Source organism: Rhizobium sp. P40RR-XXII, assembly GCF_012641405.1.
Classification (GTDB): Bacteria; Pseudomonadota; Alphaproteobacteria; order Rhizobiales; family Rhizobiaceae; genus Rhizobium.
Genome location: NZ_JABAII010000007.1, coordinates 266,950 through 283,128, shown reverse-complemented (window position 1 = coordinate 283,128; position 16,179 = coordinate 266,950). Strand labels below are relative to the sequence as shown.

The following is a 16,179-nucleotide window of genomic DNA, read 5'->3' as shown; positions in this document are numbered from 1 at the left end:
GTTACCGGTTTTAGGTCCGGAATGTCCCTTATTTAACCACTGCCAAAGGGGCAAATATCATGACGAGCATTCTTACCAATAACGCCGCAATGGCCGCTCTCCAGACGCTGCGCACCATCGGCTCCAACCTGCAGGACACCCAGGCTGCCGTTTCTTCCGGCCTGCGCATCTCCAAGGCTTCCGACAACGCTGCTTATTGGTCGATCGCCACCAGCATGAAGTCCGACAATGGCGCTATCGGCGCTGTATCCGACGCTCTCGGCCTCGGCGCCGCCAAGGTTGACACTGCAACCACCGCCGTTACCAGCGCCATCGACATTGTCGGCCAGATCAAGAACAAGCTTGCCACCGCCATGGAAGGTTCGGTTGACAAGAAGTCTATTCAGGAAGAAATCGGCCAGCTGCAGCAGCAGCTGCAGAGCGTTGCCCAGTCGGCTTCGTTCAACGGCGAAAACTGGGTCATGGCTCAGAGCGGCGACTCCGCTTCGGTTGTCTCGTCCTTCATCCGCGGCACCAACGGCACCGTTTCGGTCAGCACGACCTCTTACGCCTTCGACACCAGCGCGACCGGCAACGTTCTGTTCGGCTCGAGCGGCGGCACGATCGACACGACTTCGGGCATCCTGGGTACGTCGGATGGTTCGGTTGGCGCTTCGGTCTTCAGCCTCGACATCTCCAGCATGACCGGCGGTCAGATCTCGAGCGCCCTGAACATGGTTCAGACCGCTCTGAACTCCATGACCAGCCTCGGCTCGAAGCTGGGCTCCGTTTCCAGCCGTATCGATCTGCAGACGAGCTTCGCTTCCTCGCTTTCCGACTCGATCCAGTCGGGCGTTGGCAAGCTGGTTGACGCCAACATGGAACAGGAATCGAGCAAGCTGTCCGCTCTGCAGACGCAGCAGCAGCTGGCCGTTCAGTCCCTGTCGATCGCCAACTCCTCGACCCAGTCGATTCTGTCGCTCTTCCGCTAATAAAAAGCGCCAACGCAACGCGTTGGTCGACGGCAAGAGATAGACCTTCACCGCGCCTTCCCCGGAAGGCGCGGTTTTCAATTTTGGTCCGGCACATCGGCGCCGACCAGCTCAGGACGCCTTTGCCGGGGCCGCCCTTTGCCTGACGGCATCGACGAAGCCATCGAATAGTTTCCGCATGGCCGCCTGCTTGTAGGGATAGACGATCGGGTCATCCATGTCGTGGACCACCATTGCCACATCGAGTTCGAACACCAGCAGGCGTCCGTCGGGAAGTTCCGCGCAATCGATGCCGAAATAGTCGAGCTTGATATGGCGGCAAAGGGCCGCGAAGCTCTCCTTGTGGCGCACGGCGAAGTCGTGATCGAAATTTTCCATCCATGCCTGTTCGACGGCGCGTTTTGCCGCGCTCTCCGCCATGCCGGCGCTCAGATAATGCACGATCCAATGGTCCGAGAGCGCCATGTGGCTTGCGAAAGCCTTGCCGTCGATGAACACGACACGCTGCTTGTTGTAGTAGCCGTCAGCTCCGCGAAACTCGATGAAGGGCGCCACGTAAAGCTCGGAGGCGGGCTGTGTCGTCAAAAAGGCTGCCAGCCCGGCCGGATCGGCGATACGTTCCATCCCGCTGCCTGCATGCGTGCTGATCGGGCGAAGGACGAGCGGAAAGGCCAGGCCCGGAGCGCAATCCCCGAGCGGCTTGGCGCCGGCCGCGACGGCTGCAAGATCGGCGCGCGAAACGCGATGGGTGCTTGGCGACAGGATGGACGGCTCGTTGGCCAACATGCCGCTGACGCCGTCGCGCGTGAGCCTGGCGATTAGCTCTGGATCGCGGTTCATAACCGGACCGTCGAGGCCGGCAAGCAGTTTTTGCATATGGGCGAGCAGAGGGGCGTTTTCGGTCGATTCCCCGATCGCCATGAAGGCGACGTCATGGTCCGGCAGGTCGGCGAGGACAGCGGTTTCCAGGTCGACATAATGCAGCCAGAGCACGCAGTCACTGCCGGCCAGTAGGAAGTCGAGCGGCGTATTGGCCATGAAATCGCCTTCGGTCACGAAAGCGAGCAGCCGCGGACCCGTCCCGTTGCCATGGACCACGCAATAGTCGCGGCGTATTTGCACGGCGCTCTTTAAAATCTGGCGAGCCTCATCGCTGCGGCCGAGCGTCTGCAGGATGATGGCCATGTCCAGAAATGCGGCGGCGGCGGTTGGGTCCGCCGTCACGCGCTGCATGAGTTCGTTCCAGAGCGGGGTCACGTCGTGGCCTGCGTAGACGGACGAGACTATTCTCCGCATGCCGAGAATTCGGGCGCTGGCCGGCATGTTCAGGGGCGCCGGATCGGCGGTGGGGGCTTTGGTCATCAGCATTGCGGAAGATCCTGTTGAGAGCCGATTGTCAAAACGCTCCGAACGAGCGCGTCGATATCCGCCAGTCGGGTACGGTGGTTTACGATCGCGGCGCGAATTGCCGGCTGACCGTTCATATGGGTCAGTGACGGAGCGACGCGGCCTTCGGCGTGGAGACGCTCGACGATGTGGGAATTGACGGATGCCGGCATCGTTCCATCGGCTCCGACATAGGCGAAGCAGACGATGTTGAGGGCGACGGGCGCGAGCAGTTTCAGCGCAGGCTCCCGCTCGATCCGCCGCGCAAGCTCGCGTGCCAGCATGCAGTTGGCGCTCATTGCCTCGCCCAATGCTTTGACGCCATAGGTTTTCAGCGTGAACCAGGTCTTCAGAGCCCTGAAACCGCGCGAAAGATCCGGACCGTAGTCGCAGGGCCACCAGTCTCCGCCCGCAAGCCCGGTCGCCGCGCGGCTGAGATAGGCGGCGTCCGAAGCAAAGGCTTGCCGTTGCCACTCGCTGTCCCGCACCAGGAGGAAGCCGGCATCGTAGGGTACCTGACCCCACTTGTGGAAATCGAAGGCAAGGGAATCGCAGGTTTCTATCCCCGCAAACAAAGGTGCGAGCTCCTCGCTGAGGATGCCAAGAGCGCCGAGCGCGCCGTCGACGTGAAAATGAAGATCATGGGTGTCGGCAATGCCGCGCAGGGCGGCCAGGTCATCGACGGCGCCGGTGTTGACTGTTCCCGCGCTGCCGATGAGGAGGAACGGCACGAAGCCTTCCTGCCTGTCGCGCAGGATCGCCTGCTCCAGCGCATGGAGATCGATCCGGCCGAGGGCGTCGACCGGAACGCGCCGCAGCTGATTGCTGCCGATGCCGGACATTTCAAAGGCGCGCGGGACGCAGCCATGCACCTCGCTTGAGGCATAGGCGACCAGCCGGGATTCGTCGGACAGGCCCGTTGCGCGCACGTCACGGCCGAGCTTGCGGCATCTGGCGATCTGTACCGCCACGAAATTGGCCTGCGATGCGCCGGTCAGGAATATGCCGCCGGCCGTTTCCGGAAAGGAGAAGATCTGGCGCGTCCAGCGGATGATCTGGCGCTCGACCTCGATCGGCATATGGTCGCGGCCGCCGAGATTGGCGTTCAGCCCGCCGGCCAGCATTTCAGCCAGCATGCCGGCGACCGTGCCGCCGCCCTGGACCCAGCCCATGAAGCCGGGATGGATGTTGCCGCTGCCGTAGGGCAGGATGTTTTCCCGAAAGATGGCGTGGACTTCAGCCAGATCGCCGGCCTCCACGGGCAACGGCGCATCGAACAAGGCGCGGGCGGAGGCGGGGGCATGCTGCCAAACCGGCTTCGTGCCGAGTGCCTGGAGATGATCGAGCATGTCGTCGAGCATCTGATGACCCTGTTTGCGCAGGGCCTGCCAGTCGTCCGGATCGAGGCTTGTTCGCGCGTGGCGATCAACCGCCGTTCGTCCGGCGTCCTGCAAACTGAACATCTCAACCTCGTCTATGGCCGGCCGTATCCACGCTGCCGTCGGAATGCCCTATGAAAAGTGACCGGCCGCTTCCCGTCCGACACGGACGGATCGCTGCCATGCTACGACGCCCAAGGTGGCGCGAGGCTGACTTGCGAGCCTGCCAGTCATCAGCCGTATGAATTCGTTAACTTTTGGTGGTGGCGTTAACCTTTTATTAACTCTAATGCTGTCAGTTGCAGCTAACGCAACGGTTGGTTAACCCCTCTTAAAAGGCGGTTAACAAGCATGAGGCTGATTGCCGTTCCCGGCCGCAGACCGGATGTCCCTTCCAAATTCAGCCACAAGGGGCACCATTCGATGACCAGCATTCTCACCAACGACGCGGCAATGTCCGCCCTTCAAACCCTGCGCGGCATCAACACGAACCTGCAGGACACGCAGAGCCGCGTATCCTCCGGCTATCGCGTCGCCAAGGCAGCCGACAATGCTGCCTACTGGTCGATCGCGACCACCATGCGCTCCGACAACAGCGCGCTTTCCGCCGTCTCGGACGCATTAGGCTTAGGTGCCGCCAAGGTCGATACAGCCTATGCGGCGATGGATAATTCCATCACCGTCGTGCAGCAGATCAAGGACAAGCTCGTCGCGGCAACCGAAAGCAGCGTTTCGAAGGCTGATATCCAAGAGGAAATCACCCAGCTTCAGCAGCAACTGGAGAGTATCGCACAGTCCGCTTCCTTCTCCGGGCAGAACTGGATGTATGCGGTCAACGGCGCATCGGCCTCCGTCGTCTCCTCCTTCGTGCGCAACAACAACGGCACTGTTTCCGTCAACAGCACCAGCTACAGTTTCGATACCGGTTCGCAGGGCAATGTGCTGTTCGGCGCAAGCGGCGGTACGATCGATACCAGCTCCGGTATTCTCGGCACTCAGCAGAATATCAGCGGCACATCCTATTCGGTCTTCAGTCTCGATATCACCAACATGACGAGCGGCGACATCGGCAAGGCCATGAATCTCGTTCAGAGCGCCCTCAACGCCATGACGACCACGGCCTCGCAGCTCGGCTCGCTTTCGACCCGCATCGATCTGCAGACGAGCTTCGTTTCCACGCTGCGCGACACGATCGATTCCGGCGTCGGCAAGCTTGTCGATGCGGATATGGAAGAGGAGTCGAGCAGGCTGTCGGCGCTGCAGACGCAGCAGCAACTGGCCATCCAGTCGCTTCAGATCGCCAACACCAGCGCGCAGAACGTCCTCTCCCTCTTCAAGTGAGCCTTGACTGGAGCTTGCGTTAGGATGGCGCGGCGGCATTTCCCTCTTGTCGCCGCACATGAGCTTTTGTTAACGTTGTCGCTGATTGATTTGCAGTCTTTTTGCAGGATCCGGCCTTCGATCGTCTTCAGAACGATAGCCGGGCTTTGCTTTAGCGACGGGCCGCGCTGGGATATCCCCCGCTGGTGGGCATGAGGCCAATCGTTGCTACCGGATCGGCCCGGTTTGCCAGTCCCAATGGAATTACGGATTCTCAGATGAGCAATGTGACGACGAATCATGCTGCGTCCGCGGCGCTGACCGTGTTACGCGGAATCAACAAAGATCTCGGTGTCGTGCAGCAGCAGGTCTCGTCCGGTTATCGCATCGCGACGGCGAGCGACGATCCGACCTACTGGTCGATGGCGACCACCATGCGCTCGGACCGGAGCAGCCTTTCCACGATCACGGATGCGCTCGGCCTCGGCTCCTCCAAGGTCGATACCGCGTCCACCGCCATGGATACGGTCGTCAGCCTTTTGACGCAAATCCAGTCAAAGCTGGTTTCGGCAAAGGAAGCGGGCACAAATAAGGATGCGATCAATTCCGATATTCAGCAGCTTAAGAATCAGCTGCAATCCGTTACCCAATCGGCCTCCTTCTCCGGCGAAAATTGGCTCTACAATACCGACCAGCACCCCAGCACGCAGCAATCCGTGATCAGCAATTTCACGCGCGGCGCTGGCGGCCAGATCAGCCTCACGACGATCGGCTACGACAGTTCCCAAACCCTGATGATCGATACCGCCGATGCGAGCCGGGGATTGCTGACAAAGAATGTCGATGCGAGCACGTTCGACACATCGAGCAGCGGCGGTACCACGGCCCGCAACTACTACCTCCTGGCTGCCGATACTGGTACAGCGCCGGCGGGCGGAACGGAGATCGCGATCTCGAGCAGCACGACCGACGACGAGCTGACCGACATGATCAATGTCACCAACTCGCTTCTGAAGTCCGCGACTTCGGCGGATTCGACGCTCGGTTTGATGAAATCGAACATCGACGATCAGTCGGACTATATTTCCAAGCTCAGCGACGCCATCAAGAGCAGCGTCGGCGATCTCGTCGACACGAATATGGAAGAGGCGTCGGTGCGGCAGAATGCCCTGCAGACAGCCCAGCAGATGGGTATTCAGGCGTTGTCGATCGCCAACGGCATGGCGAGCAAGGTGCTGATCCTCCTTCAATCGAAATGATGGGCGGGCGGCCCGGCTCGATCGGCTCTCGACCAAGGCCGCCGCATTCATCCTCGCACAAGTTTGACTGCCTACGGTCCTTCGCAGTGGCATGGTTGCGCAATGTGCCGGTGACGTCAGTCATGTCCGGAAGCGCAGCCCGAGGACGGAAACCGGAAGCGTGATGATCGACGTTTTGAGAATGGGAATGGAGCTGCCCTCGGCTGGGACGGACGTGCTGCATCTTTCCGATGCGAATGGGGAGATGCGCGCTTGAGCCTGGCACTATCCCGATACCTCAAGGATTTCAGCGCCGAACAGGCCCCGCCGCCGCCTGCGGAGGACGCAGCGTTTGCGCATTTGATGGAGTTTCCCGAAAGTCCGGTCGAGCCGCCTGTCGATATCGAGGCCGAGCGCCGGGCCGCCTATGCAGAGGGACACGAGGCCGCGACGCAGGAACTGTCGCAGAAGCATCAGGCCGAGCTCGATACCATGGCCGTGTCGTTTCAGGCCGAAAAGGAGGCGTTGCGGACGCGTTATGAAGAACAGGCGGCCGAGAACATCGCGGCCGGCGTGACGCGCATGGCCACGATGTTGGGTCAGGCGATCAGCGCGGAAACGGCGGCCATTCTTGCGCCGATCATGACCGAAACGCTGACAGCCAAGGCCGTTGCCGATCTCGCCGATCTGGTCAGGGCCGCAATTCTCGACGGTAGCGCCGGATCGATCTCCGTCAGCGGCCCGCATCGTCTCTTCGAGGCCCTTCATGCGCATCTCGGCGCCGACGGCGCCCTGTTGCGTCACGTCGAGACGCAGGACGTCGATCTCACCGTCACCATTGGCGAGAGCGTTCTCGTGACCCGAATGTCAGCCTGGGCCGCTAGTCTGAAAGAGATATTGAAATGAGCGACGGCGATCAAAATCACGGCAAGCACGAGATCATCATCGTCAAGCGCCATGGCGGCGGCGATCATGACGCCGGCCACGGCGGCGCGTGGAAGATCGCCTATGCCGACTTCATGACGGCCATGATGGCCTTCTTCCTGGTAATGTGGCTCGTCAATGCCGCCAACGAGGAGACGAAGGCCTCCGTTGCCTCCTATTTCAATCCCATCAAACTGGCGGACGAAAAGCCGACGGAGAAGGGTCTCAAGAAGCCCGTCGACCAGGCTCAGGGTGAAAAGAACCAGCAGAAGTCGGATAAGCCGCAGGACAAGCCGAACGAGGGCAAATCCGCCAAGACGGGTGAGGACCTGACATCGACGTCGGGCGATCAGACGAATTATTCCGAGGCCGATTTCTTCGAGAACCCCTATTCGGTTCTGGCGGAAATCGCGCAGGAAGTCGGCCAGCAGGCCAATGTCAGCGCCAAGGGCGAGGGCGGTGCCGCCCAGTCCGGCCCAGCCACGGGTGCGGATGGCGGTCAGGCCTATCGCGATCCCTTCGATCCTGATTTCTGGACCAAGCAGGTTCGGGTTTCCAGCGCCTCCAAGAAGGCGAATGAGGAACAGTCCGCCAAGTCGGATCAAACGGACAAGGGCGAAGTGATCGCCCTGTCGAAGGCAACGGCCTCCGATACCGGCCAGCCGGCGGATCAGCCGCAGACGCCGGAACAGCAGCCGACGGTGAGCGAGCAGGCGACCGGCAAGCAGCAGGAAAAGCAGACGCAAGCTCAGCAAATCGCCAAGGTCTCCGGACAAAGCGACGCGTCGATGCCTGAAGACAATGCCGCCATGCCCCAGGGCAAGGATGTGACGCCGACGAAGGCGCAGCAGCAGGAAGCCAAGGATTTGCAGCAGGCGATCAAGGCCGAGATCAACGGTGTGGCCGGCCAGCTGGCCGAGGGGTTGCAAGTCACCGCGGCCGAAGGCGGTGTGCTGGTGACGATTTCCGATCAGAGCAATGATCCGATGTTCAACATCGGCTCGGCCGTTCCGCGCCGGGAGATGGTGCTGGCCATGGAGAAGATCGGCAAGATCCTGGCCGAGCACAAGGGATCGATCCTGGTCCGGGGCCACACGGACGGGCGTCCCTACATGGTCGGCGGCCGCAACGACAACTGGCGCCTGTCGCTCGACCGTGCCCAAAGCGCCTACTATATGCTGACCAGCGGCGGGTTGGACGAGAAGCGGATCGCGCAGGTCTCCGGCTTCGCGGACCGACGGCTGAAGCTGCCCAGCGATCCCTTCAACGATGCCAATCGCCGTATCGAGATCCTGATTGCCAATCCTTCGGACCAGGCCGTGAAGGAAGGGGCCAGCCCTGATGCGCAGAGCCCGGCCAAGCCCGCTTCGGGGAAGGGCAAGTCAGGCCAAGGCAAGCAGGGCTAGTTCATGGCGCGCAAACAGCATCGTCATCACCTCGCGCTCACCCTCACCCTCGGCATGCTGATGCCGGGGGCCGCGAGCGCCGAGGGGCAGGACAGCCTGCCGCTCTACAAGATGCTGCGCTCGCTTGAATTCGTCCAGGATTCCGTCGCTGCGGGCGACAGCTCCGCCGGAGAGATGCAGCGCTTTCTGCTCGCCACTATCGATGAGCGCCTGCGCAATGCCGATAAATCCGTATTCGAGGACAGCCGCAACGTCGATGCGGCGCTGATCTATGCCATGAGCGGCGGCAACCCGGAAACGCTCGAATATCTGATGTCGCGCGACCTCAACGGCAATTTCGACAATCGCGTCGCGGATGTCTTGAGAAAATATCTGAACGGCAAGGGGCTGCTGGTCGTCAATACGCTTGCCGATATCGCCAGGGAATATCGCGACAAGCCGATCGGTCCTTATCTCTCGCTCGTTGCCGGCAACGTCATGTCCGGCAAGAACGGCAAGGTGGCCCTGCAGCTTTACGATTGGGCGCGGTTGATGGCGCCCGGCACGATCGTCGAGGAATCGGCACTGCGTCGCTCGCTGGCTTTATGTGCCGATGCGGGAATGGTGCCGACCGGGCTCGATTATGCGCGGCGCTATACGAGGCGCTTCCTGCATTCGCCCTATGCCAGTCAGTTTGCCGATCTTTTCGTGCAGCTCGTGGTGGATCACGATTCCGACGTCAAGCAGCAGGATATTGTCGACATTCTGTCCTTCATGGATCCGCCCAGGCAAAGGGAGATCTATCTGCGCATGGCGCGCCGGGCGGCGATCGCCGGCAAGGCTGATCTCGCCGCGCTGGCGGCCGGCCGCGCCCAAGCTATCTCTACCACCGACGGCGGCGACGCCTTCGGTGCGCTGGCGAACTTCTATGGCGGCGTGGCGGGCGTATCCACGCCGGAACTGAAGTCGGCGATCAACGATCTCAATCAGATGCCGGTGGGCGAGCTCAACGCGCGCGATCGTGCCTTGCGCGATGCCGCAAAGGCGGTCGCACAGGAGATACTGCGCGCCCCCGAACCTGCAAGCCTCGGGCAAGCCAACGTTTCTAACCTGCCCAATCAACAGAATACTGAACACGATGCTGCTGTGACGAATCAATCGGGAGGCCAATCTCCCGGCACGGCGGGTGTTGAGCAGGGAGCCTCGGTAAACGCGGCTCCCGCCTCGGAGGGAGGGCGGCAGGAAGCCGGCTCTTCGTTCAACGCATTCGTCACGACGAGCCGTTCGAAGCTGGATGCCATCGACGGCCTGTTGAAGCAGGAAAGTCATTGATCATGAACGACATCGGTGTATCCAGCGCCTCATCCGGGGCGGATATTCTTACTGCCGCCAAGGGCACCCGCTCCGCGAAGCAGGACGACGGCAAGGGCTTTATCGATGCGCTGACCGGTTCGCTCGGCAACGGGCGCAAATCCTCCGGGACGGATGCGTCGGCGAACGCGAACACGACAGCCGATGACGATGCGGATGCCGTAAAGACAGCTGCAAGCGATCCCGCGTCGGTAGCCCTCGCCGTTGTCGAAGACGCCAACGCCGGAGTTGGTATGATCGATACGTCCGGAGCCAATCTCGCCAATCTCGCCGGTCTGACCAAGGGGGCAAAGCCGTCCCAGGGCGCGGGTGCGGCCGCGCTCACGAAATCGCTGATAGAACTGCAGAAGGCGATATCCGCGACGACGCAGGACCACACGCTTCCTGCGGAAGGTGATCAGACGGGGGTGGCCACCGATCCGGCGGCACCGGCTGTCGACCCCAGCAAGGTGGCGGCACAACCGGCCACGCTCGATCAGCTTGCCGAACTCGCGCAGCAATTGGCCGATGTCACCGCGACCGACGGTCAAACCATGCCGGCGAAGGGCGATGGCAAAACGCCTGCCGTGAAAGACGGGAAGGATGCACAGTCCGCGGATGATGGTAAGTCTGTGCCGACGCAAGCCGGCCAGGCCGACAATACGATTTCCGCTGCGCTGTCGCTGCTGAACGTTCCGCAGCCCGTCGTTGCGGCACAAGCGGGCACGGCGCCGGCGGGCAAGACGACCGACGATGCGAAAATCCAGGGAATGCCGCTCGGCAACGCGGCCGTCACGAATGATGCATCGGATGCGGCGGTGACGCTGCCGGATGACGGCAAGGGGGCGGATGCCGCGCAGACCTTCCGCCTGACGCGGTCGGATGGTCGTGGCAGCGCGCTCGACCTGTCGATCAGCAAGAGCGGAGATGATGCGGCAGACGTCAAGGTGGCGGCTTCCGCAGGCGGCGACACCCCGACGATTACGGTCTTGGATTCCCGCCGTTATCTGGGGCTTGCCACCAATTCCAACTCGTCGCTCGTCGCCGGAGCTCTGGCAGGCGATCGCGAATGGTCTGCCGCGATGCAGCCGGGTTCGGCGCTTTCCAATGCCGCGAACCTGTCGAGCACGGGCAAGGTTGTCAACACGCTGAAGATCCAGCTGCGTCCAGACAATCTCGGCGATGTCACGGCCACCATGCGGCTTTCCGGAGATCAGCTGAGCGTCGACCTGAAAGTGCAGACGGGCGAGGCCTACAGGCAGCTTCATGCCGATCAAAGCCATATGGTCGATGCGCTGCGCGCCCAAGGCTACCAGGTGGACAGTATCACCGTCACCCTGGCCTCCAATGCGGATCAGCAGTCGGACAGCGGGCGTAATTCCGGGTCGAACCAGCAACAGTCCCTGTTGAACCAGGGACAAGGGGGCGACGCGCGTCCCAGGGGCCAGAACTATTCGGGACAGCAGTCAGATGAAAACAATGGCAATCGCAGTTCGGGTGAGCGCGGTGTTGAGGACGGCGCTGCTGGTGGCGTTCAGCGTTCTCGTTCTGGCGCCGTTTACCTCTGAGGCGCTCGCGTCGGGTAATCCGACGCCGCCGGACAATGGTGCCGCGGGCCTTTGCGAACGCGAAATTCAGTCTGCTGCCGCGAAGTACGGAATACCGGAAGGGATACTCTATTCTGTCGGCTTAACGGAGACGGGGCGTAAAGGATCGCTTTATCCCTATGCCCTCAATGTCGAGGGGCGGCCGATCTTCCCGCCGTCGGAGGGCGCCGCCCTGCAGGTCTTCGCCGCGGCACGGCAGAGCGGTGCAAAGCTTATCGACGTCGGCTGCATGCAGATCAACCAGTATTTTCACGGCGAAAACTTTACGTCCGTCGATGCAATGTTCGATCCGCGCAGCAACGTCGAGTATGCCGCGAAGTTTCTCCGCAATCTGCATGACAGGCACGAGACTTGGACGATGGCGGTAGCCAGATACCACGCGGGTCCGAACAACGACCCCGCCCAGAAGGTCTATGTCTGCCGTGTGATCGCCAATCTGGTTGCCACCGGCTACGGAAAGTGGACGCCCAATGCGGCGACCTTCTGTCAAAACTAAGCATCTATAGGTTGCAATGCCTTCTGGTTAGCCGGTGCTAACTCAATTGGGGTTGTTGACTGCCGTTGATTTGCCCAAAATGCGCTTGTTAATAATACGCTAACGAACAAGTTTTTTATCGGTGTAAAACGCAGAGCACCTACTACATCTAGTGCAAATCGCCCCTCCAAAGTTAATCAATTATTAATTCCCGTCACTCATTTCCGACAGTTGTTCGTGATTCGCCCGATTCGTACTCATGGTTCATCGAAACACCACACTGATTCGGAGGCGGACGAATGATCGTAGTGGTTGATGAGCGAGAGCTTGTTAAGGACGGATATACATCACTGTTTGGACGCGAGGGCATCCCTTCCACGGGGTTTGATCCACGCGAATTCGGCGAATGGGTAACGACGGCGGCAGAGGGCGATATTGCTGCCGTTGAAGCCTTCCTGATCGGGCAGGGCCAGCATGTGCTCGAGCTTCCCAGGGCGATTCGCGATCGGACGACGGCGCCTGTGATCGCGGTCAGCGACCAGCCGTCGTTGGAAGCCACCCTTGCACTCTTCGATTGCGGCGTCGACGATGTCGTGCGCAAGCCGGTGCATCCCCGGGAGATCCTGGCGAGGGCCGCCGCGATCCGCCGTAGGCTGAAGGCGATCAACAACTATACCGATATCGGCCCGATACGCGTTTTCGCTGACGGTCGTGATCCGGAAGTCAACGGTTCCGTATTTGCCTTGCCGCGCCGCGAGCGCCGCATCCTCGAATACTTGATCGCCAATCGCGGTCGCAGGGTGACGAAGACGCAGATCTTTAACGCCATCTACGGCATCTTCGACGAAGAAGTCGAAGAAAACGTGGTTGAAAGCCATATTTCGAAGCTGCGCAAGAAACTGCGCAAGAAGCTCGGTTTCGATCCGGTCGATTCCAAGCGCTTCCTCGGCTACTGCATCGACTGGAGTTGACGTCTTCAATCGGCATCCAGAATGCTAAATTCATGAATAGGCCCGAGAATCACCCCGATTCTCGGGCCTATTCTTTTGCATCCGTGGGGTCGTCATCGTCGCGGTAGGTGCGTCGTTCCTTACGATTTTCGCGAGCGCCGCCGGCGATCAAGCCGCAATACGACGCTTGCGGAGCAGCTTTTCGCGATGGCCGGCTTTTCGTCCTCTCAGACAGCTTCACGCAAGGCCCGCCACCTACTCTCAGTCGTATGAAGGATAACGAGGATTCCAGATGAGGAATTTCGGCAGCATGAAGACCGCATTTGCGGAAGTGGATGCACGGGCAGCTCGCCTGAGCGCTGCTTTTGAAGGCGTTGCCGTGGCGATGTCGTCTCATCATGCCGGTGTAACCGGGGCGGGTGTTTTGCATGTTCCGGCCACCGGTCCCGATCTCCGCCACAGCGGTGTCCGCGTGTTCCAGTATGCTTGCAGATGGTCGTTTCCGGCTCGCCCAGGCGGTCATCCGTCCCGTGCCAACGACAATCTGGTGACCTTCGCCGGCCTCGCTCTGACAGGCTATTCCGTCACTTCCGGCGCGCCATCGGCCATTCTGCGGCGCTAAAACGAATAGGGTATCGAGTCAGTCATGTCGCTCACAACAGCTCTCAATAACGCGCAGGCAATATTCAACAATACCGGCACGCAGAGCAGCGTCGTGTCGAACAATATCGCCAACGCCAGCAACACGAATTATTCGCGTCGTCAGGCGATGCTGACCACCGATATGGCCGGCGCCCAAGTGGTCAAGATCGACCGCAGCAGCGAGCCGGCGCTACAGAAGGCCTATCTCAGCTCGTCGTCATCGGACTCGGCACAGCAACTGCTTCTGAAAGCCTACAGCAACCTTCAGTCGGCTACGCTCGGAGGCAACGACAACGAGATTTCTCCGGCGACCTATCTGTCGGCATTTCAGGATGCGATGCAGACCTATGCCGGGTCGCCATCCAGCACCACGGCGGCTCAATCCGCGATCAATGCCGCGCAAAGCCTTTCGACCGCGCTCAACAATGCCACGACCGCCGTACAGAGCGCCCGCACCGACGCCGACAAGCAGATCAGCTCCGACGTCGATACGCTGAACAGCCTGTTGAAGCAGTTCCAGACCGCGAACGATGCGGTGAAGACGGCCACGACGACCGCCGGGCCGACGTCGAGCGCCCTTGCCGATGCCCTCGACCAGCGCGATTCGATCCTGAACCAGATTTCGAAGATTGTCGGCGTGACGACGGTGACGCGCGGCAACAACGACATGGCGCTCTACACCACGAGCGGAACGACCCTGTTCGAAACCATTCCGCGCACGGTGACGTTTCAACCGACGAATTCCTATACGGCCAGCACGGTCGGCAACAATGTCTATATCGACGGCGTCGCGCTGACGTCTGGGCAAGGCGCGAATACGACGGCGCAGGGCAGTCTTCAGGCGGCGCTGCAGGTTCGGGACGATGTCGCACCGACCTACCAGAAGCAGCTCGATGAGATCGCGCGCGGCCTGGTGACCACGTTTGCGGAAACCAACAGTAATCCCGCAAAGCCGACCCTGCCCGGCCTGTTTACCTGGAGCGGCGGCAGCGTTCCGACCGGTGCTACCGCAGTCACCGGCCTGGCTGGCTTGATAACCGTTAATCCGAAGTTAATCACGTCTCAAGGCGGCGACCCGACATTGCTGCGTGATGGTGGTATTAATAACGATACCGCGACTGGAGTGACGGGTTACACGAAGAATACCAGCGGTGGCACCGGTTATTCCACTCAGCTGGACGCCTTTATCACTGCCATGAATACGAAGATGGATTTCGATGCCACGGCCGGCTCCGATACCAGGGCCAGCCTCATGGACTATGCATCGAGTTCCATCGGCTGGCTCGAAGGTCAGCGCAGCACGGCAACGACTGCGGCCGAGAACACATCCGCGGCACTATCGCGCTCTTCGGGCGCTTATTCGAATGCGACCGGCGTCAATCTCGATGAGGAACTGACGCTGATGATGGATATCGAGCAGTCCTACAAGGCTGGAACGAAGATATTGAACGCTGTCAACGAGATGCTTCAATCGGTACTGGATATTGCGAGCTAAGCCATGAAACTTTCTTTCATTTCGAGCACGGCCATTCAGAACGCCATGCGTCAGACGATCCGTCAGGCGCAGAATGAGATGACCAGTGCTTCTACAGAAGCAACCACGGGCGTTTACGCCGACATCGGGGTTTCGTTGGGCAGCGGCACATCGCTCAGCGTGAACCTGACGCGGGAAGTGTCGAGGATCGACTCTATTCTCAGCAGTAATTCCATCGCAAATCAGCGCATGACCTCCTCGCAGACCGCGTTGAGCGATATGGGTAGCCAGGCGCAGAAGCTGATGGACCAGTTGGTGGCCCTGCGCGGAAACACGGATGGCAGTAGCATAGCGCTGACGCAGTCGACCGCGACGTCCACCCTTTCGAGCGTTGTTGCTTCTGCCAACACCATGGTCAACGGTGAATATCTCTTCGCCGGCACCAATACCGATGTCCAGCCGATGACGGATAAATCCGCCGCGACGAACACGGCAATCCAGACCGCGCTCACCGCCTATATGGCCGCTCAGACCCCGCCGGTAACTTCGACAAGCGATCTGACGGGCGCCCAGATGAAGGACTTCATCACCACCAAGGTCGAGCCGATGTTCACCTCCGATAGCAGCTGGGCAAGCTGGTCGAGCGCGTCGGACCAGAATATGACAAGCCGCATCAGCAATTCGGAAGTGGTAGAGACGTCGACAAACTCGAATTCCTCCGGCATTCGCTATCTGGCACTTGCAACCAGCGTCACCAATGCGCTGATGAAAACGACGCCGGCCCTGAGTTCGGACGCGCTGAATGCGGTGACCGATCAGGCCATCAGCTACTCGCGTCAGGCGGTTGACGGCTTGAACAGCCAGTCAAGCCAGCTCGGCCTGTCGCAGTCGCGCCTCTCGGATGCGAACACGACGCTGAATGCCCAGAAGACCATTCTCAATACCAGCCTGGGCGATCTGACGGGGGTCGATCCCTATGAGGCTTCGACCAAGGTCAATAGCCTCGAGACCCAGCTCGAGACCGCTTACACTATTGTTTCAAAGATCCAGCAGCTCAGCCTTGTAAATTACCTTTGAT

14 protein-coding genes are annotated in these 16,179 nt (G+C 60.6%); 12 read left to right on the top strand and 2 right to left on the bottom strand.

All coding sequences use genetic code 11. The features are described 5' to 3' along the window. The first annotated feature begins 59 nt into the window (after window positions 1–59). Window positions 60–971 (top strand): flagellin, encoded by a 912-nt coding sequence (locus tag HGP16_RS16095; RefSeq protein ID WP_168841018.1) that lies wholly within the window; start codon window positions 60–62, stop codon window positions 969–971. A 111-nt stretch (window positions 972–1,082) separates the two neighbouring features. Here the strand turns inward: HGP16_RS16095 and HGP16_RS16090 are convergent, their stop codons facing one another. Next, window positions 1,083–2,339, bottom strand: a complete 1,257-nt coding sequence (locus HGP16_RS16090) for a RimK family alpha-L-glutamate ligase (RefSeq protein WP_168841017.1) — start codon at window positions 2,337–2,339, stop codon at window positions 1,083–1,085. Then, the gene (locus HGP16_RS16085; protein WP_168841016.1) at window positions 2,333–3,820 is read right to left on the bottom strand and encodes a pyridoxal-dependent decarboxylase; all 1,488 of its coding nucleotides are present in this window, start codon (window positions 3,818–3,820) and stop codon (window positions 2,333–2,335) included. The genes HGP16_RS16090 and HGP16_RS16085 overlap by 7 nt, the downstream gene beginning before the upstream one ends. A gap of 339 nt (window positions 3,821–4,159) precedes the next feature. Here HGP16_RS16085 and HGP16_RS16080 point away from each other — a divergent pair, with 339 nt between their 5' ends. The 11 genes from HGP16_RS16080 to HGP16_RS16030 all read left to right on the top strand — a co-directional run bounded on the left by HGP16_RS16080 (window position 4,160) and on the right by HGP16_RS16030 (window position 16,178). Beyond that, window positions 4,160–5,077 (top strand): flagellin, encoded by a 918-nt coding sequence (locus HGP16_RS16080; RefSeq protein ID WP_168841015.1) that lies wholly within the window; start codon window positions 4,160–4,162, stop codon window positions 5,075–5,077. Window positions 5,078–5,334: 257 nt separating this feature from the next. Then, window positions 5,335–6,315 carry a flagellin gene (locus HGP16_RS16075; protein ID WP_168841014.1) on the top strand — a complete coding sequence of 327 codons (981 nt, stop codon included), beginning with the start codon at window positions 5,335–5,337 and terminating at the stop codon, window positions 6,313–6,315. 252 nt (window positions 6,316–6,567) lie between these two features. Further along, window positions 6,568–7,200, top strand: coding sequence for a hypothetical protein (locus tag HGP16_RS16070; protein ID WP_168841013.1), 633 nt, complete (start codon window positions 6,568–6,570; stop codon window positions 7,198–7,200). Next, a complete protein-coding gene (locus HGP16_RS16065; protein ID WP_168841012.1) occupies window positions 7,197–8,624 on the top strand; it encodes a MotB family protein in 1,428 nt (475 codons plus the stop codon). The genes HGP16_RS16070 and HGP16_RS16065 overlap by 4 nt, the downstream gene beginning before the upstream one ends. Before the next feature lie 3 nt (window positions 8,625–8,627). Next, window positions 8,628–9,935 carry a chemotaxis protein MotC gene (gene motC / locus HGP16_RS16060; RefSeq protein ID WP_168841011.1) on the top strand — a complete coding sequence of 436 codons (1,308 nt, stop codon included), beginning with the start codon at window positions 8,628–8,630 and terminating at the stop codon, window positions 9,933–9,935. A gap of 2 nt (window positions 9,936–9,937) precedes the next feature. Next, window positions 9,938–11,521, top strand: coding sequence for a flagellar hook-length control protein FliK (locus HGP16_RS16055; protein WP_168841010.1), 1,584 nt, complete (start codon window positions 9,938–9,940; stop codon window positions 11,519–11,521). Next, the gene (locus HGP16_RS16050) at window positions 11,424–12,056 is read left to right on the top strand and encodes a transglycosylase SLT domain-containing protein (RefSeq protein ID WP_409526843.1); all 633 of its coding nucleotides are present in this window, start codon (window positions 11,424–11,426) and stop codon (window positions 12,054–12,056) included. The genes HGP16_RS16055 and HGP16_RS16050 overlap by 98 nt, the downstream gene beginning before the upstream one ends. A 278-nt stretch (window positions 12,057–12,334) precedes the next feature. After that, window positions 12,335–13,006 carry a transcriptional activator Rem gene (rem, locus tag HGP16_RS16045; protein ID WP_168841008.1) on the top strand — a complete coding sequence of 224 codons (672 nt, stop codon included), beginning with the start codon at window positions 12,335–12,337 and terminating at the stop codon, window positions 13,004–13,006. A 289-nt stretch (window positions 13,007–13,295) separates the two neighbouring features. After that, window positions 13,296–13,607 (top strand): hypothetical protein, encoded by a 312-nt coding sequence (locus HGP16_RS16040; RefSeq protein ID WP_168841007.1) that lies wholly within the window; start codon window positions 13,296–13,298, stop codon window positions 13,605–13,607. 24 nt (window positions 13,608–13,631) lie between these two features. Next, window positions 13,632–15,122 carry a flagellar hook-associated protein FlgK gene (gene flgK / locus HGP16_RS16035; RefSeq protein WP_168841006.1) on the top strand — a complete coding sequence of 497 codons (1,491 nt, stop codon included), beginning with the start codon at window positions 13,632–13,634 and terminating at the stop codon, window positions 15,120–15,122. 3 nt (window positions 15,123–15,125) lie between these two features. Further along, a complete protein-coding gene (locus HGP16_RS16030; protein WP_168841005.1) occupies window positions 15,126–16,178 on the top strand; it encodes a flagellar hook-associated family protein in 1,053 nt (350 codons plus the stop codon). Window position 16,179 lies beyond the last annotated feature (1 nt).

What these genes read in the sequence shown, in the direction of transcription:
- flgK (WP_168841006.1), top strand. Translation starts at nt 13,632, where the DNA reads ATGTCGCTCACAACAGCTCTCAATAACGCGCAGGCAATATTCAACAAT.
- HGP16_RS16030 (WP_168841005.1), top strand. Translation starts at nt 15,126, where the DNA reads ATGAAACTTTCTTTCATTTCGAGCACGGCCATTCAGAACGCCATGCGT.
- HGP16_RS16065 (WP_168841012.1), top strand. Translation starts at nt 7,197, where the DNA reads ATGAGCGACGGCGATCAAAATCACGGCAAGCACGAGATCATCATCGTC.
- HGP16_RS16095 (WP_168841018.1), top strand. Translation starts at nt 60, where the DNA reads ATGACGAGCATTCTTACCAATAACGCCGCAATGGCCGCTCTCCAGACG.
- HGP16_RS16075 (WP_168841014.1), top strand. Translation starts at nt 5,335, where the DNA reads ATGAGCAATGTGACGACGAATCATGCTGCGTCCGCGGCGCTGACCGTG.
- motC (WP_168841011.1), top strand. Translation starts at nt 8,628, where the DNA reads ATGGCGCGCAAACAGCATCGTCATCACCTCGCGCTCACCCTCACCCTC.
- HGP16_RS16090 (WP_168841017.1), bottom strand. Translation starts at nt 2,339, where the DNA reads ATGCTGATGACCAAAGCCCCCACCGCCGATCCGGCGCCCCTGAACATG.
- HGP16_RS16040 (WP_168841007.1), top strand. Translation starts at nt 13,296, where the DNA reads ATGAAGACCGCATTTGCGGAAGTGGATGCACGGGCAGCTCGCCTGAGC.
- HGP16_RS16050 (WP_409526843.1), top strand. Translation starts at nt 11,424, where the DNA reads ATGAAAACAATGGCAATCGCAGTTCGGGTGAGCGCGGTGTTGAGGACG.
- HGP16_RS16055 (WP_168841010.1), top strand. Translation starts at nt 9,938, where the DNA reads ATGAACGACATCGGTGTATCCAGCGCCTCATCCGGGGCGGATATTCTT.
- rem (WP_168841008.1), top strand. Translation starts at nt 12,335, where the DNA reads ATGATCGTAGTGGTTGATGAGCGAGAGCTTGTTAAGGACGGATATACA.
- HGP16_RS16085 (WP_168841016.1), bottom strand. Translation starts at nt 3,820, where the DNA reads ATGTTCAGTTTGCAGGACGCCGGACGAACGGCGGTTGATCGCCACGCG.
- HGP16_RS16080 (WP_168841015.1), top strand. Translation starts at nt 4,160, where the DNA reads ATGACCAGCATTCTCACCAACGACGCGGCAATGTCCGCCCTTCAAACC.